We start from the raw sequence: 21,869 nt of genomic DNA, 5'->3' as shown, positions 1-21,869 counted from the left end.
AAAATATTACTTATAACTACTATTTAGTAATTTAATGACTATGAAAACTTTTAATTAACGTTATTTATTTTGAAAAAAAGTCAGCGATACAAAGCTGGCTTTTTTTTATCTTAATTATTTGTATGATGTTGAATTTAAAGTATATAAGGAACGATTCGCCTGAATCTTACGTCAAAATATAGCTTCTAATACTACTTACATAAGCTTTTTTATTATTAAAAAAATTATAACAATGAAATAAGCTCATATGATAAGTAAACAAGTCAGTAATTTTTACCTATAGCGAATTGGTGTTGGCTAGTGGTACACTAGGGCAATTGTAACAAAATATGTGAGAGTAGCCATGAATCAACGAACTATAAAAACAGCGATATCAATTACTGGTACAGGTCTGCATAGTGGCGAGTCTGTTAATTTAGAGTTTTATCCTCAGCCTGTCGATACTGGTGTAGTATTTGAGCGCTCAGACATCGAAGATAGTGTTGCTATTCCAGCTAGTGCTTTTTTGGTTCAAGACACTATGATGTCATCCAATCTAGTCTTTGGCGGTACTCGAGTAGGAACGGTTGAACATCTGCTTAGCGCGGTTGCAGGTCTAGGCGTTGATAACTTGCTCATTCGAGTATCAGCAAGCGAGATACCTATCATGGATGGTAGTGCCTCACCCTTTGTAGGGTTGTTATTACAAGCTGGATTTGTAGAGCAAGACGCGCCAAAGAAATTTTTAAGAATTATTAAACCTGTGAAGGTGAGGGTAGATGACAAGTGGGCAGAGCTTCGTCCCTATGATGGTTTTGAATTAAATTTCGAAATTGACTTTGATCATCCAGCCTTTGACAAAGATCATCAACATGCACAATTGCAGTTTTCTACCCAAAACTTCATCGAAGAGTTAAGCTCCGCACGTACCTTTGGCTTTTTAAATGATATTGAAGCTTTACGTAAGAACAATCTAGCGCTAGGCGGTAGCATGGATAACGCCATAGTTATCGATGAATCAAAAGTGCTTAACGCTGAAGGACTGCGTTTTGCTGATGAGTTCGTTCGCCATAAAATTTTAGATGCTTTGGGCGACTTATATCTTATTGGTTATCCGATAGTGGGCCGTTTCAATGCTTATAAATCAGGTCATGCTTTGAATAATTTACTCGTTCGGGAAGTGCTGTCTGATGAAAGTTGCTACGAAATTGTAACTTTTTATGACAATGTAAGCTGTCCTATCGAATATTTACCTCTGACTAATACAATGGTTAAGGGATAAGTACACGAATATACAGGATGTATCGCAACAATTACGTAATATTACATAGTAGACGGCGATAATTGTCATTTTGCTATCATTATTTCAATAATTGCTAGATTATCATCCATTCCAACCCTTAGTAAAATAAGAGCTTGAAGAAGCAAAAAGTCTGAACACCTTTATATTCATATTATGCATATAAAGGTGTTCAGACTTTTTTTTGGATAAAAGCCGCTAAAAGTTGTATTTTCAGTCAGCTTTTTTATAGTTTATTTACATAACTTTACATTGTAAGGTAGTAAGTTTTAGTCATTAATGAGTCTTAAAAGAGCGTTTTTGAGGTTTTTATCAGTGGTGACATGCTCTATTGCCTGTGCTATAGTCCGTTTTGTGTTCGGGGTCAGGGCTTTATATTCATGAGCTTTAGACGATTCCGATAAGACTGAAGAGAGTGCTTGAGAAGTCATATTTGGTTGAGATGTCTTAGCTACTATCACCTGAATTCGATTAAGGTGTTGAAAGGTCAAAGACTGCTTTGTTAACACTTCTAGATATGACTTTTGTAAATAACGGATATGGTTGGCAGCAGTAGTAGAAATCACACTCAGTGTTAGTTTCTCAGAGGTTAGACCTACTACCCAGCAGCTTTCAAGTATTTCATCAGGCAAACAGTCTATTAACAGCTCTTTTAGCTCATTAGTCGCCTTTACATAAAGACGCATGTTATCAGCAAGGGTTTGAGGTAGTGCGCTACCAGCAAAAATTTGATGATCGATAAGTTTGGCGAGCTGATTAGGTTGTTTGTTAGACATGATGAAGACTCGTTTGCTAAGCATTGCATAATCATAGAGTTGATTATTCAAGGTTTTAAGATATATCGTAAGCTATTTGTGAGATGGATAAATATGATGGTAATAATGCCATGTTCCATTGAAGATTAAAGAGCTTACTGCTTGACCTAGGATTTTATCATGTTTGTTTGATGATTATATCCTCTAAATTAATTGATGTTCGTCATGGATGATGAGCAATCTTGCATTAACAATAGGTAGTAAATTTATGAAACAAGCTTTATTGATTTTGTCAGTATTGGGAATGGGCATAGCACAGGCTAACGGTGCTGTAGAAACAACCTTTCAACCGAACAATACCTTGAGTCATACCATCACCAATAGCTCTATCTCTCAAAATTACGGTTCTGTTAAAAACATATATAGCACTAATAGTGGTGCCTATGTGTCTAGCAATGACGAGATTAGTCAAGCTATCGATAACCTTAGTGCTCACGCCAAACAAAAAGAATATCAGTTAGCCTCATTGACCAGTCGCTTATCTTATGAGCGCCAGCAAAAAATCAGTAATAGCATCCCAGATAGCAATTCAGCTCCTGCTATCGCTGCTGCTCGTGCTTCACGCGTAGCGCTCTCTAGAAGCTCTGGTTACTGTGCACGTTATGTGCGTAAAGCGCTGCAATCTGCAGGTTATGAATTCACTCCTAATCCTTCAGCTTATCAGTATGCCACTCGCGGTACGCTTAGCAATGCAGGCTTTACTAAGATCAGTAATGATATGCAACCTCAAGTAGGTGATGTTGTTGTTTACAACCGTACCTCAAGCCGTCCACATGGTCATATCCAAATATTTGATGGTACGGACTGGGTATCAGATTTCCGTCAGAAGAGCATTAGCCCGTATAGTGGTACTTATAGCTATACTACATGGCGCGATTCTCAATACGTTGATGATGCCTCAGATCGTGGTATTTATCTAGCTATGGCTGAATAATGAGCTAAGATGGTAGCACTCTAAAAACTCAGTAATGCCTTAGAATGGTATTACTGAGTTTTTTATGCTTATGCTTTAGGTTTTATTTGCAATATGCACGGTAGTTTAGACCGTAATGATAATTTTACGGCTTAAAGTTTGTCCAATAGTGTTTTTGATGAAAATCAGGTGGGGAGGCGTGCTTTGCTGCAAAGTATAAAGCGACGCTATCAAAGTAAAGAATCACGCAAGGGTGCAGCTGCTCAATACCCTTAGCAAGTAAACTTCGGGGCAATTGATCCAAATCGATAGTAAAGCTACGTTTATAGTCATAGACAGCTGTGAACATCAGTGCAGACAAAGAGTTGGGCGTCGATGTCGCCCTATGAGCTACATTAAGCGAGCTTGTGTTAAGAAAACGATTCAAGGGTAAATGAGCTATCCAATTTATACTAGCCTGCTCGTCACTATTAGCTTTATATAAGGGCACAGGCGGCATACAGTCAGGCTGACGGTAATCTGCAAATTGATATAACGCGTAGCGTCCATTGGGACTCGCATTAATCTCGATATAATGGGTGGTTTGGTCGATATCACTTGATGGGTTAGCGCCCGTTATAAAACACTCTAGACAAGTTTGCTCCCATAAGTAATCGATAAACTTGACTTGATCAGGTTGCCATTGTGGCCAGTCAAATAAACTCGCCAGACGCCTATTGGGTAATCGAATTTGATAAGTTAGCGCCAGCGTTGACGGTTGAATAAGCGATATATCAACCATGACTTGGATAAGATGCAACTGCTCTACTGAGATGCTGAGCTGTCGCGCAGCTATTGACAAGCCATCCATAGCGAGCTGTAGTTTGAAGCGTTGGCTCATGATAATTTTTCTTTCATAGCTAATACGTAGGATGATAGTCGATAAAAAAGGCCACGATATTCATTCGCAGCCTTCTTTGCTTATCTACTTATATAGTCAAACTAAAGCTACTCGGCATGGCGAGCTAAGTTTGACAGTTTTGGGTTGGCATTCGGATTTTGACGTAGTAATAATGCCATACGTCCGATAGTGTGGATCAGTTGAGCCTTAGCAGCAACCGCTAGCTCAGTACAAACCAAGTCGCGTTCGTGCTTACTTCCTGCTGGTAGTTTTACCTTTATAAGCTCATGATCGCTCAAAGCACGATCAATCTCTTCAGTGATCGCTGGCGTAACACCATTATTACCGATCATGACTATTGGTTTTAGCTCGTGACCAATACCTTTTAGGCGTTTAATAGTTGCGTTATCGAGTTGCATAAAATTCCTAAGCGTTATCAAATTAAAAATTAACAATCAGTTTGTCTAAAACATATCTGGGATTAAATCGGCAGTATTGTGCACGATTTTAATCATGAAGATGTTAAAATGATTGTCTTGAATCTATTATAAACGCTCACGCCTAATAAAGCTGTTAAATGATGCTTTAATACGATCTTAATATAGGCTTTTAAAGCTATTAGCTATCAACGAGCAGCACACAGTAAATAGCACAGCTCGCAAAAAGCTGTAAAGCTATAGAAGTACAACAGGAGCAAATGTTTTGGCCACCCGCATTGACAATAAGAAACTGACAAAAAGTAGCCGTGCTTGGATAAAAGAGCATATCGATGACCATTACGTACAAAAAGCGCAAAAAGATGGCTATCGTGCGCGCGCCGCTTATAAACTGCTTGAGATCAATGAAAAAACCAATCTTATTACTAAAGGGGCGACCGTAGTCGATCTAGGTAGTGCGCCTGGTAGCTGGTCACAAGTTGCGAGCAAATTAGTTGGTGAGAAGGGTACACTTATCGCCTCTGACATCTTAGCCATGGACGCTTTAGCTGATGTTACTTTTATTCAGGGTGACTTTCGTGAAGCTGAGGTTTTCGACCGTATTATGCGCGAGGTCGGTAACAAGCAAGTGAATGTCGTATTGTCTGATATGGCGCCTAACACCGCAGGCAATAGCGCAGTGGATCAGCCGCGGATGATTTACTTGTGTGAGTTGGCAGTGGAGTTTGCTTTGGCCACGCTACCTAGTGGTGGCGCTTTGATTATGAAAGTATTTGAAGGCGTAGGCATGCAAGAGCTACGTCAACAGATGCAAAAAGATTTTAGTAAAGTACGCAGTATAAAGCCTGCCGCTTCACGTGCGCGCTCCAAAGAGATATTCTGGATAGCAACCAAATAATTTATATTTTTAATGTTTTCAATAGGTTATGATGGGTTTTTTGTCTTATGACATCAGCGTAGGCAAGTATTTACAGTCGTTTGAAACTGCTACAATAGTTAACTGAATAATATGAGTTTATGCTTGAATAATGCGGGTTAAAACCACATAACATGGTATATTAACTTTGTTTTTATTATCTATTTTAAGCAAAGTCGTCTGATGAAACCTAATAGGTTACAGACGTCACGTGTCAAACTGACACACCAATAAGTAAGGGATGGGGAAACTAGTGAGCGACATGGTAAAAAATACCTTATTGTGGCTGGTGGTAATCGGCGTTTTGGTGCTGGTATTCAGTGGCTTCGATAAGTCAACTGAGCCTGATAGCCTTAACTACTCTGAGTTTGTGACTGCAGTGTCAGAAAACCAAGTAGCTAGCATCGAAATTGACGGTGAGCAAATCACTGGCGAGAAGAAAAACGGATCAACATTTGAGACTATTCGCCCTGCGGTAGCAGATGAACAGCTATTACCGTTATTGCGTGAAAACCAAGTCAATATCGAAGGTACAGCGCCAAAACGTCAAAGTGTATTGATGCAGCTGTTAATTGCCAGCTTTCCTATTCTATTGATTATTGGCCTGTTTCTGTTCTTTATGCGCAATATGCAAGGTGGCGCTGGCGGTAAAGGTGGCGGCCCTATGAGCTTTGGTAAGTCAAAAGCCAAGATGCTCACCGAAGATCAGATCAAAGTTAACTTTGATGACGTGGCTGGCTGTGAAGAGGCTAAAGAAGAAGTTGTCGAAGTGGTTGAGTTCTTACGTGATCCTGACAAGTTTACTAAATTAGGCGCAACTATTCCACGTGGTATCTTGATGGTAGGCCCACCAGGTACTGGTAAAACACTACTAGCTCGTGCGATCGCTGGTGAAGCTAAAGTACCGTTTTTCTCAATATCAGGTTCAGATTTTGTTGAGATGTTCGTCGGTGTTGGTGCCTCGCGTGTTCGTGATATGTTTGAGCAAGCCAAAAAAAGTGCACCTTGTATCATCTTTATCGATGAGATTGATGCCGTAGGTCGCCATCGTGGCTCAGGTATGGGCGGCGGTAATGATGAGCGCGAACAGACTTTGAACCAGTTATTGGTTGAGATGGATGGCTTTGAAGGTAACGAAGGTGTTATCGTCATTGCAGCGACTAACCGTGCTGATGTTCTTGACAAAGCCTTGCTACGTCCAGGTCGTTTTGACCGTCAGGTGCAAGTAGGTTTACCAGATATCAAAGGTCGTGAGCAGATCTTAAAAGTGCATCTGCGTAAATTGCCAAATACCACTGGTGTTGATGCCAATTCGCTCGCGCGTGGTACGCCTGGATTCACTGGCGCACAGTTGGCAAACCTAGTGAACGAAGCTGCCCTGTTTGCCGCTCGTCGTAGTAAACGTAGCGTCGATATGAATGACTTTGAAGATGCTAAAGATAAGCTATACATGGGTCCTGAGCGTAAATCTATGGTCATCCGTGAAGAGGAGCGCCGTGCTACTGCTTATCATGAAGCGGGCCATGCGCTAGTTGCGGAACTACTACCAGGTACTGATCCTGTGCACAAAGTGACTATTATGCCGCGCGGCTTTGCGCTTGGTGTCACTTGGCAGCTACCTGAGCACGATCAAACCAGTATGTATAAGTCTAAAATGCTAAGCGATCTTGCTATTTTATTTGGTGGTCGTATCGCTGAAGAAGTCTTTATCAATCAGATGTCGACTGGTGCCTCTAATGACTTTGAACGTGCCACTAAAATGGCACGAGCCATGGTCACTAAGTACGGTATGTCTGATGCGCTTGGTATCATGGTGTATGAAGATGATGACAGCTCGCAAGGTTACTTTGGTGGCGGCGGACGCTCAATCTCAGAGGCTACTCAGCAAAAGGTCGATGATGAAGTTCGTCGCATGCTTGAGGAGCAGTATGATATCGCCCGTGAGCTGATCGAAGCCAACAAAGATAAGATGCATGCGATGGTTGACGCTTTGATGAAATGGGAAACCATTGATCGTGATCAGTTGCAAGACATCTTAGCAGGTGAAGCACCACGTCCACCAAGAGTGTATCAGCATAACGAGATTAACCTCTCAAAAGATGATACTAAGACGACTGCTATACCGCCGCCATTACCTGCGATGTAGAGTATAGTTTTAACATCAACTTATTTGTAGGAAAAGCCCTTTTCATAAAGGGCTTTTTTGTGGCTGATAGTTGAGTTTACGTTTAGTAATCAAGCCAAGTTGAGAGAGCCTTAGCGCTAGTATCGCTTTACTGATATCATAAGTTGGCTTCATATTTATATAAAACTACACAGGATTGATTATGCCCTTGTTTAACCCTTTACCTGCCTATACAGTCATGAGTCGTCAGAAGGTTTTAGACTTATCACAGCCACATATTATGGGTATCTTAAATGTGACACCAGATTCTTTTTCAGACGGTGCTCAGTTCAATGGCGTGGATGAAGCACTGGCTCATTGCCAAACGATGATGGAGGCAGGGGCTAGCATTATCGATATTGGTGGTGAATCAACTCGCCCTAATGCGCAAGCTGTGATGACTGATGAGGAAATAGATCGAGTAGTGCCTGTCGTTGAGGCTATCCGTAGCCATTTTGGCAATGAGATTTGGCTATCTATCGATACTAGTAACCCATCTGTTATGCAAAGTGCTTTTGCAGCAGGCGCAGACATCTGGAACGATGTGCGCGCGCTCAAACGTGACGGTGCAGCGCTCATGGCGGCAAACCTAGATATACCCGTTATGCTGATGCATATGCGTGGTGAGCCGACGACGATGAATGATTTGGCGCACTATAAAGATGTTATCTTTGAGGTCAGTACTGAACTGAATAATCGTATTGAAGAGGTGACGGCATTAGGGGTCAAACGTGATAAGATAATTATTGATCCAGGCTTTGGTTTTGCCAAGACTTACGAACATCATTGTATTTTATTGACTCAGCTTGATCGCTTAAAAGCGCTCGGTTTTCCTATAATGTTTGGCATTTCACGCAAGCGCTTTTTGGCAGAAGTACTACACAGAAGTGGTGTTGCAACAGTGGTCGATACGCAAGCCCAAGAGCGTGATGCTGCGGGTACTGCCGCAGGACTGCTAGCATTGCAACAAGGCGCTAGTATAATTCGCACCCATAATGTCGCTATGATGCAACAGTCAACATCATTATGGCAACAGTTGGCGACTTATAATAAAGATAACCATTGAGACTAATAAAATACAGCTGTTTGACTAGCTGACTTTAATTTTTACTATATTGAGAGCGTTATTTATGACTACAACTCACCTGAAAAATCAGCAACCAAGCCAGCCAGAGCCAACCATTGAGCAGCGGCGGATTATTTATCAAGCGCGTCGTGGTCTCAAAGAGTTAGATTTTTATATTGATCCTTATGTTAAGGAGATGTACTTACACGCGATACCAGCTGAGCAATTAGTGTTTGCCGAAATGCTGACTTATGAAGACCCAGACTTGCTTGATTATTTTACCAATCAGTCTCAGCCTGAGGACAAAGCCGTATGGGAGCTGGTCAATAAGATCAAGACATGGCGTCATAGTAAGGGTTTATAGTCGTATTAATAATGGCGCTATAGTGGCTAATATTTTATTATGATGGCTTGTCTAAAATGGACTCTTAATAAAGGTTCAATGGACTATAAGGATATAGCGCTTATGACCTCTCTACGTATTGATGCTGCCGTCAAAGCTGGGAGCTATTTACGCTTATTGATTTACATTACTTTGATTGGTACGTTAATACTATTAGCTTTGTTTGCTCAACTATCCTTATGGCAGTACTTATTTGTCTTTATAGTAACAACGCTTGTGGTCAGCTATCTCGCTTTATCACGGCCGATAGTACTGCATTTAAGCCAGCCTCCGCTTAGCCAGCGCTTAAATCAAGGCTGGCAGCTGCTAATGCGTACTAGTCGCGGTGATGCCTTATGGCAAGCGGAACTTATCAGCGTACAACGTTATCAGTTATTAATACATTTGCAATTCAAAGTCGTAGAACCTCGATCAAAATTACTCTCTATCACGATATTTCGCGATCAGATGACACCTACGCAATGGCAAGCAATAAACATACTAGCTACCGTCACTCATGTACAAAGCTCATAACAAAACGCCTATCTAGAAACCTCGCAATATCTGCTATCTTAACTATGAACAGCATTCTATATTATATGAATAACATAAGGATAAAGTTATGAGTTTACTAGGAAATTTGGTAGCACAAGTCGCTCGCAGCGCTATGGATCCCAATGATGCTCAGCGCAATCCAGTCAATCAAGGTGTGAATCCACGTCGTACAGGTGGGCTTGGTGACATATTAGGGAGTGTGCTTGGCGGTGGTGGTCAAACAGGGGGCTATAACCCGCAACAATACGAACGCCAACAGGACAAAGGTTTTGGGTTAGATGACATCGTCGGGGGATTGGGCGGTATGCTGAGTGGTAATCAACGCAGCGGTATGAACGCAGGCGCAGGTGGGCTCGGTGATATCTTAGGTAGCGTATTAGGTGGTGGGCAGAAAAGCCGAGGCGGCTTCGGTGGTAAAGGAATGCTAGTAGCAGCTTTAATGCCAATGGTGCTCAGCTGGGTACAACGCAATGGCGGTTTGGGTGGGGCTTTGTCCAAAATAACCGGTATGGGTCATGAGCAGCAAGCACGCTCTTGGATGAGTAACAGCGAGCAGAACGAGAACCTCGATCCTAATGAGATTAGTCGCTTATTTGATGAGCAAGAGATTCAGCAAGTGGCGGCTCATACGGGTGCAAATGACAGCGAGGTTCGTCAAGGACTGGCTGAGCTGTTACCTGAGGTGATGAATCAGCTCACTCCTAATGGCAACTTAGATAATGAAGCTGAGGCCAATCAAGAGATTGATCAAATTATGGGTCAGTTATCTAGTCGTTTAGGCGGCTTGAAATAAGTCAAATTGTTATAAGTATATTATTTTAAAGTTTTGTCATCGAAGAGTATGTTTGACAACATACTCTTTTTTTTATATTAAAAAATCATTAGTAACAAAGTGGTTTTATATTAAATATAAAGTTAGTTTATAATTACTTCAGTATACAACTAGGCTTCATTTCAAAAAACCTAATAGACTTTAAGGTTTTTTTATATTTAAAACTACGTCAAGTGAGTGCGCTATGCCTTTTAAACCTATACCTACGGTCATTGCTATTTTAGCAGGCTTGATCATCTGGTTTGTTATTCCTGTACCTGCTGGCGTGACCCCAGAAGCTTGGCACATGTTAGCGTTATTTATAGGTACTATTGTAGCTATCATCGGCAAAGCATTACCCATTGGCGCTATTGCTATTATTGCTGTGACATTAGTAGCGCTTACAGGTGTCACTAATGAGAGTCCAAAAGTATCTATTGCTGATGCATTATCAAGCTACTCAAGTCCATTAATTTGGTTGATCGGTATTGCAGTGATGATCTCACGCGGCTTGATAAAAACAGGTCTAGGTCGTCGTATTGCATATTATTTTATTTCGATCTTTGGTAAAAAAACTATCGGTGTCGCTTATTCATTAACGGCAGCGGAGCTTATGATCGCGCCTATAACACCCTCTAATACAGCACGAGGCGGCGGGATTATTCATCCAATTATGAAGTCTATCGCTCAAAGCTTTCACTCTACGCCAGAGGAGGGTAGTCAAAAAAAGATCGGTAGCTACTTAGCTATGGTCAATTACCATGCTAATCCGATTACCTCTGGAATGTTTATCACAGCGACTGCGCCTAATCCACTAGTCGTTGATTTAGTCAATAAAGCCACTGGCGGTGATATTCAATTGTCTTGGACGACATGGGCTGTGGCAATGTTTATACCGGGTATGCTATGTCTGATATTAATGCCGATCGTTATTTATTTGATTTATCCGCCAGAGGTTAAGCAAACCCCTGATGCTAAGATTTTTGCCAAAGATAATTTAACTGAGATGGGGCATGTCAGTACGCAGGAAAAAATTATGCTCGGTGTGTTTGCTCTGATGCTTATATTATGGGCCAACATTCCTGCGCTTATCTTTGGTGAGCAATTCAGCGTTGATGCCACAACCACAGCATTTATTGGGCTATCTACTTTGATAGTGACAGGCGTATTGACTTGGGATGATATCCTTAAGGAAAAGTCGGCTTGGGATACGATTATTTGGTTTGGCGCGCTGATTATGATGGCTTCGTACTTGAATAAATTAGGGCTTATCAGCTGGTTCTCAGAGAATATCGAATCTATGATAGGGATAACAGGAGTCGGCTGGGTCGGTGCAGTGGCGATTTTAACTTTAGTTTATCTCTATATTCATTACTTTTTTGCGAGTACTACTGCTCATATCACTGCGCTATTTGCCGCCTTTTATGCCGTTGGACTAAGCTTAGGCGCGCCACCAATGTTATACGCGCTTATTCTAGCAGCAGCAGGTAATATTATGATGACCTTGACCCACTATGCAACGGGTACAGCACCTGTTATCTTTAACTCAGGTTATATTACCCTTGGCGAATGGTGGGGTGTAGGAGCGGTGATGAGTGTGGTGAACTTAGTGGTTTGGATTGGTGCGGGACTGATATGGTGGAAGTTCTTGGGCTACTATTAAGTATTTAAAATTAAAGTTTTGAGACATTATAAATACTAAAAACGCTCATCTAAATTGTCTAAAGTATAGTTGAGCGCAGCAAAGCAAACATCAGCCTTAAAACCGCGATATTGCAAAAAGCGCAACTGCTTGGCTTTCTCTTTTTGCTCAGTAGGGATGCTATCACCGTATTTTTTTATGCGCGCGGTGACGGCAAGCTTTAGCCAATCAACACCATCGACTAAGCTGTCCTCGTCATCATCAACAAACTCACTAAATTCTTCAGATTCAGTATTTGCCATATCAATAAGCTCGTCTATGTTGCTTGGCATAGGGAGCTTTTTTTTGTAAAACTCTTGTTTAATACGTCCGCGACCGCGACCCTTACGAATATTTTCGCGAATGAGCATCAAAGTTGTACGATAGTCGCTTTGATAGCCTTTTTCCTCAAATTCATCCAGCAGCGTATTGATGCTATCAGGATCTTGCTCCTTGTCGATAAGCTTTTGCTTGAGCTCAGCTCTACCATGCTCGCGTCTCGATAGATAATAAAACGCCAACCAACGCAAACGACTTTCGGCCTTTATAGCGTCAAGCTCAGCTTGCTTTTGCTCTGGAGTGCGCAGATAAGCTTTTAGAGCAGAGGGTATGTTATCGGTATTCGTATTTGTACTGATATCTTTATTAGCATCAGGTTGCTCGCTATTTTCATTAAGCTCAACAGTACCCTTTACCTCTGCTAGCATCTGTTTGATACTCTGCGATTCAGGAGGTGTATAGACGGGAGCATCAGTCGATTCAGCAATAAAAGCAGCCGCAGGATGAAAACGCTTTTTTTTCTTAGTGCCTTGTTTTGATTTGGGTTTAGACTGAGGTTTAAAATGAGAGCTAGGTTGATATGACTCAGAAGCTGAATCTGCTAAATAACCATTATCAGCATCTGTATCGTCATTCGTTTTTTCTTGAGTATTAAAATAATCGTTAGAAGGCTTATCTAAACGCTTCACCTTTTTTGATTTTATACGTTCAAATAACTCAGTTTTGCTAGGCTTGTTCTGAGATTTATTGTAGGTTTTATTGCGGGGCTTTTTTTTTGCACCAACCGCATTAGCCGAGTCGGTGTCCGACTCGGCTAGTATTTCGGCTAAGGTTTTAATCTGCATAGAAGACCTCTATACGATCTATAAGCACTTTATTATTACAAAGGTGCTTCTGATTCAGCGTTTACATCCGCCTCAATTTCTTCAGCATCTGACTTAGCATTTTCGTTAACCGTACCTAATTTTTCAGCGCGAATTTTGGCTTCAATTTCTTCAGCAATAGCAGGATTCTCTTTTAGATAAATTACCGAATTGGCCTTACCTTGACCGATTTTTTCATCGCCATAACTATACCAAGAGCCCGCTTTGCCTACGGCACCGATATCAACGCCCAAGTCGATGACTTCTGCTAAGTGATTCGTACCTTCGCCATAGGTAATCTCAAATTCTGCTTGACGAAAGGGTGGTGCCATCTTGTTTTTGATAACTTTGACTCGCGTCTGATTACCAATGATTTCATCACCGTTTTTGACTGCACCAATACGGCGAATATCCATCCGTACCGAAGCATAGAATTTTAGCGCATTACCACCAGTAGTGGTCTCAGGACTACCGAACATGACGCCAATTTTCATACGAATTTGGTTAATAAAGACCACCATGCAGTTAGAGCGCTTAGCATTACCCGTAATCTTACGTAGGGCTTGACTCATCAGACGGGCTTGTAAACCCATGTGCGAATCACCCATCTCGCCTTCGATCTCAGCACGCGGTGTGAGCGCTGCCACAGAGTCAATAACGATCATATCGACAGCACCTGAGCGCACTAGCATATCAGTAATCTCTAGGGCTTGCTCACCGTTATCGGGCTGCGAAATAAGTAGATCATCAGTATTGATACCTAGCTTACGTGCATAGACAGGGTCGAGGGCGTGTTCAGCATCGATAAAGGCACAAGTACCACCTTGTTTTTGACACTGTGCAATAGCCTGCAAAGTCATCGTCGTTTTACCAGAGCTTTCAGGGCCATAAATCTCCACAATACGACCTTTAGGCAGACCGCCGATACCTAGTGCGATATCTAAGCCTAACGACCCTGTAGAGACCACGTCAACATTATTAAGCGCTGCTGAATCATCACCTAAATGCATGATAGTGTTTTTACCAAACTGCTTTTCGATCTGACCTAGTGCGGCTTTGAGTGCTTTGGCTTTATTCTCGTCCATAATGGACTCCTTATGGTTAATATAGGTTACTAAATTATCTTAGGAGTGTAAATTTCACACAGCGCATAATGAGCTTCTGTAATAAGTAACGCTTCTTCTTTAGCTCATGGTTAAAGCTTATATTTGATAATAGGATAAGGGGTGTAGAGGATTAGGAGTAAAACAACCGTTACAAGCTAATATGAGTGGTAAATCTTACTATACAGTAAATGTGAATAGGTATAGCAGTTAAAAAGCCAATAATAGTCAGGCTTTACAACGCTGACTAACAATGAAAAATACATTTTGCCGTTGTCGTTGCCTCTTTATTAGATAAGGTAATTATAGCAAAAACCAAGCCTTCTGATGAGTCTCAGCAGATACTAAGCGACAGTAATTGTCGTATGAGATAATTATGGTGTATAAATAGTATAATATTGTCGTAATCACCATAAATTCAAACCAGTGTGCTAATAGTTTGTCAAGTTGTCCACAGCAAATAGTATGATTTTATTCTGCTGCTGTGAAACATAATTCAGACTAGTAATTATTTTAAAATAAATTAAAAATAAATTATTTATATTTAATTTATATGTAAGTATTTGATTTTTATGGAATAATAAATTGTATAAAAAATGACCAATTTTACCTAAAGCGTTAGGCTATCAACGTAGGTCGTTGTCAAGTAGTGAGTTATCCACAGGGTTATCCACAGCTTCTGGGGAGAACTTAGCAAAGCCTTATACTATCAATGTTTGCGCAGTTTGCAAAACAGTAGCTTTACTACGACAGGAGCTTTTAGCATGGGTTATTCGCTAAAAAAGCTGACTAGATAGCCAAGGTTTCACGTCATATGAATAAAAAATATTATCTCAAGAACTTAGCTTTGTACAAAAATAAAAAAGCGACTATATAGATAGTCGCTTACTCACTGCACTTTAACATTCAATTCAAGCTCTGATAATATTAGATTAATCTTTAGTATAAATCAGATCCCAAACCCCATGACCACTGTTTATACCGCGACGCTCAAACTTAGTCATCGGACGAAAGTCGGGTCGAGCAGTAAATTGACCTGTACCTGCTTGATTGGTCAAGCCTACAAAATTATCTAATACCTCGACCATCCAAAAGGCATAATGCTCCCAATCGGTTGCGGTATGGAACCAGCCGCCAGATTTGAGCGCGCGCGTGACTATTGTCATACGCTCAGGACTGACAAAACGACGCTTATAGTGACGCTTTTTTTGCCAAGGGTCAGGAAAATATAGCTGAATACGGTCGATATGGTTTTCAGGTAATTGCTTGAGCAGTTGGATGGCATCACCGTTAATAATTCTGATATTAGTTAGGTTCTGCGTGCCTGCCATGTAAGCGCATTTGCCAATGCCTGGCTCATGGACTTCCACCCCAACAAAGTTACGTGTCGGCTCAGCTGCTGCCATTTCAATCAGTGAATCGCCAAGCCCAAAACCAATCTCTAATGTCAGCGGTGCCGCGCTACCATTCGGGGTGTCAGCAAACAATACACGCAAATCGGTAATACCATCAAGGTCACCATCACCGAAGCTATTATTAACTAAATACTGCGCAAACTCTGGATCCGTTAAGGCTTGCTCAGCGTTTTTGTTCATGTGGGTGCGACGTTTCATAAAGGTGTTAACGATACGTATATGCTTATCACTAACAGCAGTTGGGTCAGCTTGAGTAGCCACAGTATTATCAGTAGCCGTAACATTACTGCTCAAAGTACCAACATTAAGGCTATCAAGGTCAGTAGAGTTAGTGGGATCAGAGTTATCAAAGTTATCAGGAATAGAAGAGTTACTCATAGAATTAAGAACGCTTAGTTGCAATAAAAGATAGATCTATTATAGGCGAAATAGTTTCTAGTGTGAATGGTTATCACACTTTTGCTTATCGGCGAGGTAACGGACGCTGAGTTGTAATACAATAGAAGGCTGACTGAGAGAGAAATAAAACAGAGCTTATCGCCATGTTATTTATCGAGACTGATTCACCGCCCCCTTTTTATCAAGAAAAACTGACGCCCGCTCGGCGTAAACAGTTGGATCAATGGTTTATCGGTCATCGCACGCAAAGCTATTATATCAAGCGCTTTGAAGAGTTCGATAAACAAGGTTATTTATCACCAAAGTGGCACTGGGCGGCATTTTTTATCACCTTTCCTTGGTTGCTGTATCGTAAGCGTTATATGGACGCTATTGTTTATAGCGTCGCTGGCTGGTCATTTATTCAGCTAAATGTCGCCATCGTTTTAGTTACCTTTGAATTTGCCGCTATGTGGGTGATTCCAGATGCTTACCAGATGCTAGTACGCATGGGTATCGCTGGCGTTATTTGGGTGTTTTGGTCGTATATGGTAGCACGCTGGACGGATGCTTATTACTATCGTATGGCGCGTCGCGAAATCGCTGATGCTATTGAGGATCATCCACGTGATGAAGCGGCACAAAAGGCGCATCTCAAGAAAGAGGGTGGGGTGAGCTTATTTGGATTGGCTTTAGGGTTTGGCTTTTTTATATTTTCGCTAGTCGTTATCAATGTACAGTTCTTGCCTATCTATGCTAAACCCAAAGAGAATGCTGTCGTATTCGATGCTTATGATAGTGGCAAAACAGCGCAGAACAAAGTGGCGATACTTTATGAGCAGACGAATCGCTGTCCTACGCAGCTACCGATAACGACTGAAAATAGACAAGTGCAAGTACGCATGGCGACTCAAGTTGATGGTATCGTAGCTTCAGACTGTGCGGTTATCGCCACCATTCAAAATGTAAAGTTTCCAATACGTTATCTTGATCAGCAAAAGTTTATTTTTTATCATAACATGGATGATAATAGCTGGTACTGCACCACATCCCTCAATGATAAACAAGCGCCTGCTTACTGTGCGGATAATTAACGCGTATCAATGATAAAATTAAAACAGTAAACAGCACTTTGAATCTAAAAATAATCTAAATTTATAAATACCTTAAAGCTATAAATAATCTGAAACTATAGATTTAAAGTGATAGCTTTAAGGTTTAGGATCAGTTGCTGCGTTGTCATTGTCATCAACAGGGATGGCTTGACCCTTTAGCGCTTCATAAAACTCGCTGAGATCTAACTTGCGTGATTTATCAATATCCTCGTCAAATAAGCTCTCAAGCTCAGCCATAGCCGATTGTGCTGAGGCAATCATACTGGCCTCATCACCGTAGATAGCTTGCTGACGCTCAATCAGATCATCATCATAATCACGGAAAGTCTGAATAGTTTCGCGGGCTTTTTCAGGTGAAATACCTAATAATTGCAGCGACTCACGTGACATATCGAGTGAAGACAAATAAGTCTCACGCCAGATATGACGCACACCAACTTCACGTAGACGGTAATAATGCTGACGATCACGCGCCCGAGCTAGAACGATTAGATCAGGATAATTACGATTTAAATATTGCGCGGTAGTGATTGAGCGCTCCAAATCATCGACTGCAATGATAAAAATACGTGCCTTATTAATACCAGCGGCGCGCAAGATTTCAGGGTTTTTTGGATCGCCATAGTAGACTTGATTACCAAATTTACGCACAAAATCAACGCGATTGGCAGAGCGCTCAATAGCGGTAAATTCGATATTATGCATACGTAGTACGCGCCCGATGATCTGTCCAACTCGCCCGAACCCTGCAATAATGACGGGATGTTCATGGTCGGGGATAGTGTCGTATTCACGGCTAGGCTTGCGCTTGTCAAAAAATGGCTCGCCAAGTTTTTCTAATAATAAAAATGCTACTGGCGTCAGCGCCATAGAAATAGTCACGATGAGGTTGAGCATATTGGCCAGCTCAGGTCGCAAGACGTTTTGAGCGGATGCTACACTAAATAATACAAAGGCAAATTCACCACCTTGGGCTAAAGTGACCCCAAGACGAATACTAGTCGGCCAGCGATTGCCAGAGAGTTTGGCAATAGCAGCAATGACCCCAAATTTAATCAGCATAAGGGCAACCGCACAGCCAATGATAAACAGCGGCTGGGCGATAATGAGTTTGACATCAGTCAGCATACCAACGGACATAAAGAATAGCCCTAATAGCAGCCCCTTAAAGGGTTCAATACTTGCCTCTAACTCGTGACGATATTCTGAGTCCGCGAGTAATACCCCTGTCAAAAACGCGCCTAATGCCATCGATAGACCGATCTGCCCCATCAAGATAGACACGCCCATAACGATAAATAGTGCAACGGCAGTCAACAACTCGGTCGCACCGCTTGAGGCCACAAACTTAAAAAACGGTCGAACAATATAACGACTGGCAATAATAAGCCCTGCAAATACGGCAAAGACTTTAGCAAAATAAATCAGATCATAGCTTTGCTCGCGCACCCCTGATAAAAACGGAATAACCGCAAGTAGCGGAATAACGGCAATATCTTGGAACAGCAAAATAGTAAAGGCTTCGCGGCCGTGAGTGCTTGATAGTTGTTGTTTTTCAGTGAGAATTTGCAGGACAAATGCAGTAGAGGAGAGCGCTAAGCCAAAGCCGACGATAAAGGCGGTATCTAGATGTAGGGAGAAAGCTTTATACAAAATAGCCATTAAGATCGCGCCAGTAACCCCAACCTGTAAGCCGCCGAGTACAAAGATAGAGCGACGCAAGGCCCACAGCCGTGAAGGTTGCAACTCAAGACCAATGATGAACAGTAGCATCACCACGCCAAATTCAGAAAAATGCAATAAACTTTCCGCATCGCCTGCAACATCAAGGGCACTTGGTCCTAGAATAAGTCCCGTAATCAAATAACCTAGCACGGTGGCAATACCGAAGCGCTTACCCAGTGGGACGAACAGCAGCGCTGCACCCAAAAATATAGTCGCTTGTAGCATTAAGTTTGGTGAGCCGGCGGCAGCGGCAGCGAACATAGTCAATCCTTAGCAATCGATAAAGCAAACGCTAAAAGCGTAATGATGATTCGATAAAATTTTATTTAAGTGCTTTTGTTTAAAGGTTTCTATCTGAGCTATTTTTTTTGGTAAATTTTCCAAATATCATTATTTGCGATCGGATTGCTATAAGCATCATTACGGCGCTTGCGCGGCGTTTGGCGACTATCGACGATCTTAAAATCGGGTAGGGCATGAACAATTAATCCTGTGCGATAAAATCGTACGCGCTCAGGCTCTAGCATCTCGCCCTTAGCATCGCGGCAGAATATATAAGCTCGCAAATCGATAAACTCGCGATGGGCCACTAATCTGGCTTCATCATCATTCTCGAATACCGCTGCCATACGCTCTAGTTCTTGGACGCTATATTCACCGCATTTATCGGTTAAAGCTGTCACTGAGCCAAAGCTCTTGGACTCTTTGGCTAAAGTTTTAGTCAAATGCAAGCGTTGGACATTAAAGATAAACTGCGGAATCTCAAGGCTGGCGGGTAGGGGTAGATGATCGGGGGGCAAGTAGGCAGCTGGATAAAAAGCCATAGCGCGTTCAAGCAGGTTCTGCCAACGCGCTTGGTATGCCTGCACCTCAGCTAGATTGCCCTCATAGATAGGCATATCGCGAATCTGTCGTAGGATATCAGGCGGAAACTGCTGCTCACGAAAGCTAGCAATATCCTCTTGTAGGGTAGACAGCAATACCTTGGCGTGTTTTTTACTCTCTTTTGAATCAAGATCGAGCGGATCAGTTAGATCAGGCGCGACAAAAGGAGCTGAGCGTCTAGACATAAGGCTACATCGTCAAATAAAGGATTCTATCGAACAAGTATATATAATTTATAGGGGTAACGAGGAATAATTTACGTGGTTATTTCTGTTGATAGGCTCTCACAAGGGTATAAGTTAACGTTATTTTAATTTATTAGAGTGAGCCATTATCAGCACATAAAATATCAATAGACTCATTAATTTGTTTTGACCGGGCTATACGATGATGACCACCTGTAAAGTAGACTACCTCCCAGCTTGCAGGCAGGTCAACGAGTACTCTTTTTGCTGTCTCAACGCTCAAAATTTCATCACTTACTTCAACCATGACTTTGGTTAGCTGTTTATTGCTAGTCAGAAAAGGTAAGTCATTAGCGTCGGGCGCTCTGTTGAATAATACAACGTTAGGATTAATACAGGGTGCAATTAACAAAATTCGCAGATTATATTTATGAGCAAAATGATTGGCAAACCAGCCCCCAAGCGAATGCCCTGCTAGTACTATCCGTGGATACTCAAGCATCTTCTGCTGGATTAACTCATCATACACTTTTAGCGCCTTTTCGAAGCCTTGGCGGTAATTGACCGTTAAGCAGTATTTAAGCTGATGCTCAATACAAGTAAACTTATTGGTCTCAGCGCTTGAGTCGAGACCGTGGAAAAATAGGAGTAAAGTTTGTCCGCTGGCTACACTGTTATTACTATCTATAGAATGCGTCATCATTTTACTCTTCTTAAATAAAGCCCTAAATTTGCAGAGATATTATCTTCTGTTGTCTATTAAACTATTATCAATGCGAATGACCTATATGACCGCCTGTATCATTCATCGGGCGCTCTGAGATATTACAAATTAGGGCATCGCTATGGCTTTGAGTTTGTGGGTGCGATAGGCTTTCAATTTGAATGGTGGCATGATTGATCCCCAACTCCTGTAAGCCCTGCTCAAGCTCGCTAATCAGTAGACTAGCCTCATGAATGTTCATCTCCCCATCGACGACTACATGACTCGAGAGCGCATTTAGACCACTAGTAATGCTCCAAACATGCAAGTCATGAATCTTGATCACCTGTGGATGAGTCACCATTTGCGCCTCGACCATCTCAATCGAGATACCTTTTGGCGTACCTTCCATTAGAATATGCACCGAGTCGCGTACTACTCGATAACCGCTGACAATTATCAAAATAGCGACAATCACTGAAGCTGCTGCATCAGCCCAGACCCAGCCAAAACCCATCATTAATAAGGCGGCAACAATAGCGGCTACTGAACCCATCAAGTCACTTAATACATGCAAATACGCACTTTGCATATTGAGATTAGTCGGTTCTTTGGTTTTTGACTCATTTGCAGCCGAGCCATGACTATTATCATGATCATGACCGTCGCCAGCACTATTGCCACGATGCATCAGCCAAGCGACTAGTATATTCACTAACATACCAATAACGGCAATGATAAGCATACCTTGAGTGGCAATCTCTGGTGGCGAGTTAAAACGTTTGATAGCCTCATAAAATATCATGACTGCAATAATGACTAACGTGGCACCATTGACGCCCGCTACCAAAATCTCAAAACGCTTATAGCCAAAAGTCTTTTGCCGAGTGGCTACTTTTTCGCCTATTTTAAACGCCATGAGCGTAGCGCCAAGTGCGATAGAGTCGCTGAGCATGTGTCCTGCATCTGATAGTAAAGCCAAGCTACCCGTCAGCCAGCCGCCGATAGCTTCAATAAACATGTAGCCAGTAATAATAACAAAGCTAATGAGTAAAGTGCGCTGATAGCCTTTAGTGCTTTGTGCTGAAGTTGAAGCGGCTAGCGTTGAGTCGTTATGGTTGTGGCTATCATGGTTATGCTCCTCATTATGAGTATGCTCAGCATGGTTGTCACTTGCATGGTTTTCGTCTGCATGATTGTGGTTTGCATGGCTAGTATTTGCACGGCTGTCATTATCTTGAGGAGAATTCATTGGAATCATTACCACAGTTATTTTTATAAGCGTTAAATGAGCTGCTTAGGTGATTATCGACTTTAAA

General features: G+C 41.8%; 20 protein-coding genes. 10 read left to right on the top strand and 10 right to left on the bottom strand.

What is annotated here, in order from left to right:
- The first annotated feature begins 343 nt into the window (after positions 1-343).
- Entirely contained in the window at positions 344-1,261 is a 918-nt protein-coding gene (gene lpxC, locus Q9G97_RS10655; RefSeq protein ID WP_201570001.1) for a UDP-3-O-acyl-N-acetylglucosamine deacetylase, read from the top strand.
- Positions 1,262-1,548: 287 nt separating this feature from the next.
- Here lpxC and Q9G97_RS10650 read toward each other — a convergent pair whose 3' ends face one another.
- Positions 1,549-2,055: a DciA family protein gene (locus Q9G97_RS10650; protein WP_305898800.1), complete on the bottom strand. Its 507-nt coding sequence runs from the start codon at positions 2,053-2,055 to the stop codon at positions 1,549-1,551.
- 247 nt (positions 2,056-2,302) lie between these two features.
- Here Q9G97_RS10650 and Q9G97_RS10645 point away from each other — a divergent pair, with 247 nt between their 5' ends.
- Complete coding sequence (locus Q9G97_RS10645) at positions 2,303-3,028, top strand: CHAP domain-containing protein (protein ID WP_305898799.1); 726 nt, start codon at positions 2,303-2,305, stop codon at positions 3,026-3,028.
- 124 nt (positions 3,029-3,152) lie between these two features.
- On the opposite strand, the gene Q9G97_RS10640 is transcribed toward Q9G97_RS10645, so the two are convergent.
- Together Q9G97_RS10640 and Q9G97_RS10635 are read right to left on the bottom strand one after the other, a co-directional pair.
- On the bottom strand, positions 3,153-3,887 hold the full coding sequence (locus tag Q9G97_RS10640) for a hypothetical protein (protein WP_305898798.1): 735 nt from the start codon (positions 3,885-3,887) through the stop codon (positions 3,153-3,155).
- Positions 3,888-3,994: 107 nt separating this feature from the next.
- Positions 3,995-4,306 (bottom strand): YhbY family RNA-binding protein, encoded by a 312-nt coding sequence (locus tag Q9G97_RS10635; protein WP_201569997.1) that lies wholly within the window; start codon positions 4,304-4,306, stop codon positions 3,995-3,997.
- Between the two features lie 283 nt (positions 4,307-4,589).
- Here Q9G97_RS10635 and Q9G97_RS10630 point away from each other — a divergent pair, with 283 nt between their 5' ends.
- The 7 genes from Q9G97_RS10630 (at position 4,590) to Q9G97_RS10600 (ending at position 11,881) form a co-directional block, all read left to right on the top strand.
- Positions 4,590-5,222: an RlmE family RNA methyltransferase gene (locus Q9G97_RS10630; RefSeq protein ID WP_305898797.1), complete on the top strand. Its 633-nt coding sequence runs from the start codon at positions 4,590-4,592 to the stop codon at positions 5,220-5,222.
- Positions 5,223-5,493: 271 nt separating this feature from the next.
- Positions 5,494-7,386, top strand: coding sequence for an ATP-dependent zinc metalloprotease FtsH (gene ftsH / locus Q9G97_RS10625; RefSeq protein WP_305898796.1), 1,893 nt, complete (start codon positions 5,494-5,496; stop codon positions 7,384-7,386).
- 181 nt (positions 7,387-7,567) lie between these two features.
- Positions 7,568-8,470 (top strand): dihydropteroate synthase, encoded by a 903-nt coding sequence (gene folP / locus Q9G97_RS10620; RefSeq protein WP_305898795.1) that lies wholly within the window; start codon positions 7,568-7,570, stop codon positions 8,468-8,470.
- A 64-nt stretch (positions 8,471-8,534) separates the two neighbouring features.
- Positions 8,535-8,834 (top strand): succinate dehydrogenase assembly factor 2, encoded by a 300-nt coding sequence (locus Q9G97_RS10615; protein WP_305898794.1) that lies wholly within the window; start codon positions 8,535-8,537, stop codon positions 8,832-8,834.
- Positions 8,835-8,936: 102 nt separating this feature from the next.
- Positions 8,937-9,386 carry a hypothetical protein gene (locus Q9G97_RS10610; protein WP_305898793.1) on the top strand — a complete coding sequence of 150 codons (450 nt, stop codon included), beginning with the start codon at positions 8,937-8,939 and terminating at the stop codon, positions 9,384-9,386.
- 88 nt (positions 9,387-9,474) lie between these two features.
- Positions 9,475-10,200 (top strand): YidB family protein, encoded by a 726-nt coding sequence (locus tag Q9G97_RS10605; RefSeq protein WP_305898792.1) that lies wholly within the window; start codon positions 9,475-9,477, stop codon positions 10,198-10,200.
- Between the two features lie 223 nt (positions 10,201-10,423).
- Positions 10,424-11,881 (top strand): anion permease, encoded by a 1,458-nt coding sequence (locus Q9G97_RS10600; RefSeq protein WP_305898791.1) that lies wholly within the window; start codon positions 10,424-10,426, stop codon positions 11,879-11,881.
- 35 nt (positions 11,882-11,916) lie between these two features.
- On the opposite strand, the gene Q9G97_RS10595 is transcribed toward Q9G97_RS10600, so the two are convergent.
- From Q9G97_RS10595 to trmB, 3 genes are all read right to left on the bottom strand, one after another.
- Positions 11,917-13,023 (bottom strand): regulatory protein RecX, encoded by a 1,107-nt coding sequence (locus Q9G97_RS10595; RefSeq protein WP_305898790.1) that lies wholly within the window; start codon positions 13,021-13,023, stop codon positions 11,917-11,919.
- Between the two features lie 35 nt (positions 13,024-13,058).
- On the bottom strand, positions 13,059-14,126 hold the full coding sequence (gene recA / locus Q9G97_RS10590) for a recombinase RecA (RefSeq protein WP_305898789.1): 1,068 nt from the start codon (positions 14,124-14,126) through the stop codon (positions 13,059-13,061).
- Between the two features lie 950 nt (positions 14,127-15,076).
- On the bottom strand, positions 15,077-15,937 hold the full coding sequence (gene trmB, locus Q9G97_RS10585; RefSeq protein WP_305898788.1) for a tRNA (guanosine(46)-N7)-methyltransferase TrmB: 861 nt from the start codon (positions 15,935-15,937) through the stop codon (positions 15,077-15,079).
- Positions 15,938-16,101: 164 nt separating this feature from the next.
- Here trmB and Q9G97_RS10580 point away from each other — a divergent pair, with 164 nt between their 5' ends.
- Positions 16,102-17,031, top strand: coding sequence for a DUF2628 domain-containing protein (locus Q9G97_RS10580; RefSeq protein ID WP_305898787.1), 930 nt, complete (start codon positions 16,102-16,104; stop codon positions 17,029-17,031).
- 117 nt (positions 17,032-17,148) lie between these two features.
- Here the strand turns inward: Q9G97_RS10580 and Q9G97_RS10575 are convergent, their stop codons facing one another.
- The 4 genes from Q9G97_RS10575 to Q9G97_RS10560 all read right to left on the bottom strand — a co-directional run bounded on the left by Q9G97_RS10575 (position 17,149) and on the right by Q9G97_RS10560 (position 21,802).
- Positions 17,149-19,038 carry a monovalent cation:proton antiporter-2 (CPA2) family protein gene (locus tag Q9G97_RS10575; RefSeq protein WP_305898786.1) on the bottom strand — a complete coding sequence of 630 codons (1,890 nt, stop codon included), beginning with the start codon at positions 19,036-19,038 and terminating at the stop codon, positions 17,149-17,151.
- 98 nt (positions 19,039-19,136) lie between these two features.
- Entirely contained in the window at positions 19,137-19,847 is a 711-nt protein-coding gene (locus tag Q9G97_RS10570) for a hypothetical protein (RefSeq protein ID WP_305898785.1), read from the bottom strand.
- A gap of 133 nt (positions 19,848-19,980) precedes the next feature.
- Entirely contained in the window at positions 19,981-20,550 is a 570-nt protein-coding gene (locus Q9G97_RS10565; protein ID WP_305898784.1) for a YqiA/YcfP family alpha/beta fold hydrolase, read from the bottom strand.
- Between the two features lie 67 nt (positions 20,551-20,617).
- The gene (locus Q9G97_RS10560) at positions 20,618-21,802 is read right to left on the bottom strand and encodes a cation diffusion facilitator family transporter (protein ID WP_201569979.1); all 1,185 of its coding nucleotides are present in this window, start codon (positions 21,800-21,802) and stop codon (positions 20,618-20,620) included.
- Positions 21,803-21,869 lie beyond the last annotated feature (67 nt).

The organism is Psychrobacter sp. M13 (assembly GCF_030718935.1).
Classification (GTDB): Bacteria; Pseudomonadota; Gammaproteobacteria; order Pseudomonadales; family Moraxellaceae; genus Psychrobacter; species Psychrobacter immobilis_G.
This window is presented reverse-complemented; position numbering and strand designations above follow the sequence as displayed.

Bases quoted from the DNA above. Each gene is read 5' to 3' on its own strand.
- Q9G97_RS10580 (WP_305898787.1), top strand. From the start codon at position 16,102: ATGTTATTTATCGAGACTGATTCACCGCCCCCTTTTTATCAAGAAAAA.
- Q9G97_RS10615 (WP_305898794.1), top strand. From the start codon at position 8,535: ATGACTACAACTCACCTGAAAAATCAGCAACCAAGCCAGCCAGAGCCA.
- Q9G97_RS10605 (WP_305898792.1), top strand. From the start codon at position 9,475: ATGAGTTTACTAGGAAATTTGGTAGCACAAGTCGCTCGCAGCGCTATG.
- Q9G97_RS10565 (WP_305898784.1), bottom strand. From the start codon at position 20,550: ATGATGACGCATTCTATAGATAGTAATAACAGTGTAGCCAGCGGACAA.
- Q9G97_RS10570 (WP_305898785.1), bottom strand. From the start codon at position 19,847: ATGTCTAGACGCTCAGCTCCTTTTGTCGCGCCTGATCTAACTGATCCG.
- Q9G97_RS10610 (WP_305898793.1), top strand. From the start codon at position 8,937: ATGACCTCTCTACGTATTGATGCTGCCGTCAAAGCTGGGAGCTATTTA.
- Q9G97_RS10575 (WP_305898786.1), bottom strand. From the start codon at position 19,038: ATGTTCGCTGCCGCTGCCGCCGGCTCACCAAACTTAATGCTACAAGCG.
- lpxC (WP_201570001.1), top strand. From the start codon at position 344: ATGAATCAACGAACTATAAAAACAGCGATATCAATTACTGGTACAGGT.
- Q9G97_RS10645 (WP_305898799.1), top strand. From the start codon at position 2,303: ATGAAACAAGCTTTATTGATTTTGTCAGTATTGGGAATGGGCATAGCA.
- trmB (WP_305898788.1), bottom strand. From the start codon at position 15,937: ATGAGTAACTCTTCTATTCCTGATAACTTTGATAACTCTGATCCCACT.
- Q9G97_RS10640 (WP_305898798.1), bottom strand. From the start codon at position 3,887: ATGAGCCAACGCTTCAAACTACAGCTCGCTATGGATGGCTTGTCAATA.
- Q9G97_RS10650 (WP_305898800.1), bottom strand. From the start codon at position 2,055: ATGTCTAACAAACAACCTAATCAGCTCGCCAAACTTATCGATCATCAA.
- Q9G97_RS10595 (WP_305898790.1), bottom strand. From the start codon at position 13,023: ATGCAGATTAAAACCTTAGCCGAAATACTAGCCGAGTCGGACACCGAC.
- Q9G97_RS10635 (WP_201569997.1), bottom strand. From the start codon at position 4,306: ATGCAACTCGATAACGCAACTATTAAACGCCTAAAAGGTATTGGTCAC.
- Q9G97_RS10560 (WP_201569979.1), bottom strand. From the start codon at position 21,802: ATGAATTCTCCTCAAGATAATGACAGCCGTGCAAATACTAGCCATGCA.
- folP (WP_305898795.1), top strand. From the start codon at position 7,568: ATGCCCTTGTTTAACCCTTTACCTGCCTATACAGTCATGAGTCGTCAG.
- Q9G97_RS10600 (WP_305898791.1), top strand. From the start codon at position 10,424: ATGCCTTTTAAACCTATACCTACGGTCATTGCTATTTTAGCAGGCTTG.
- recA (WP_305898789.1), bottom strand. From the start codon at position 14,126: ATGGACGAGAATAAAGCCAAAGCACTCAAAGCCGCACTAGGTCAGATC.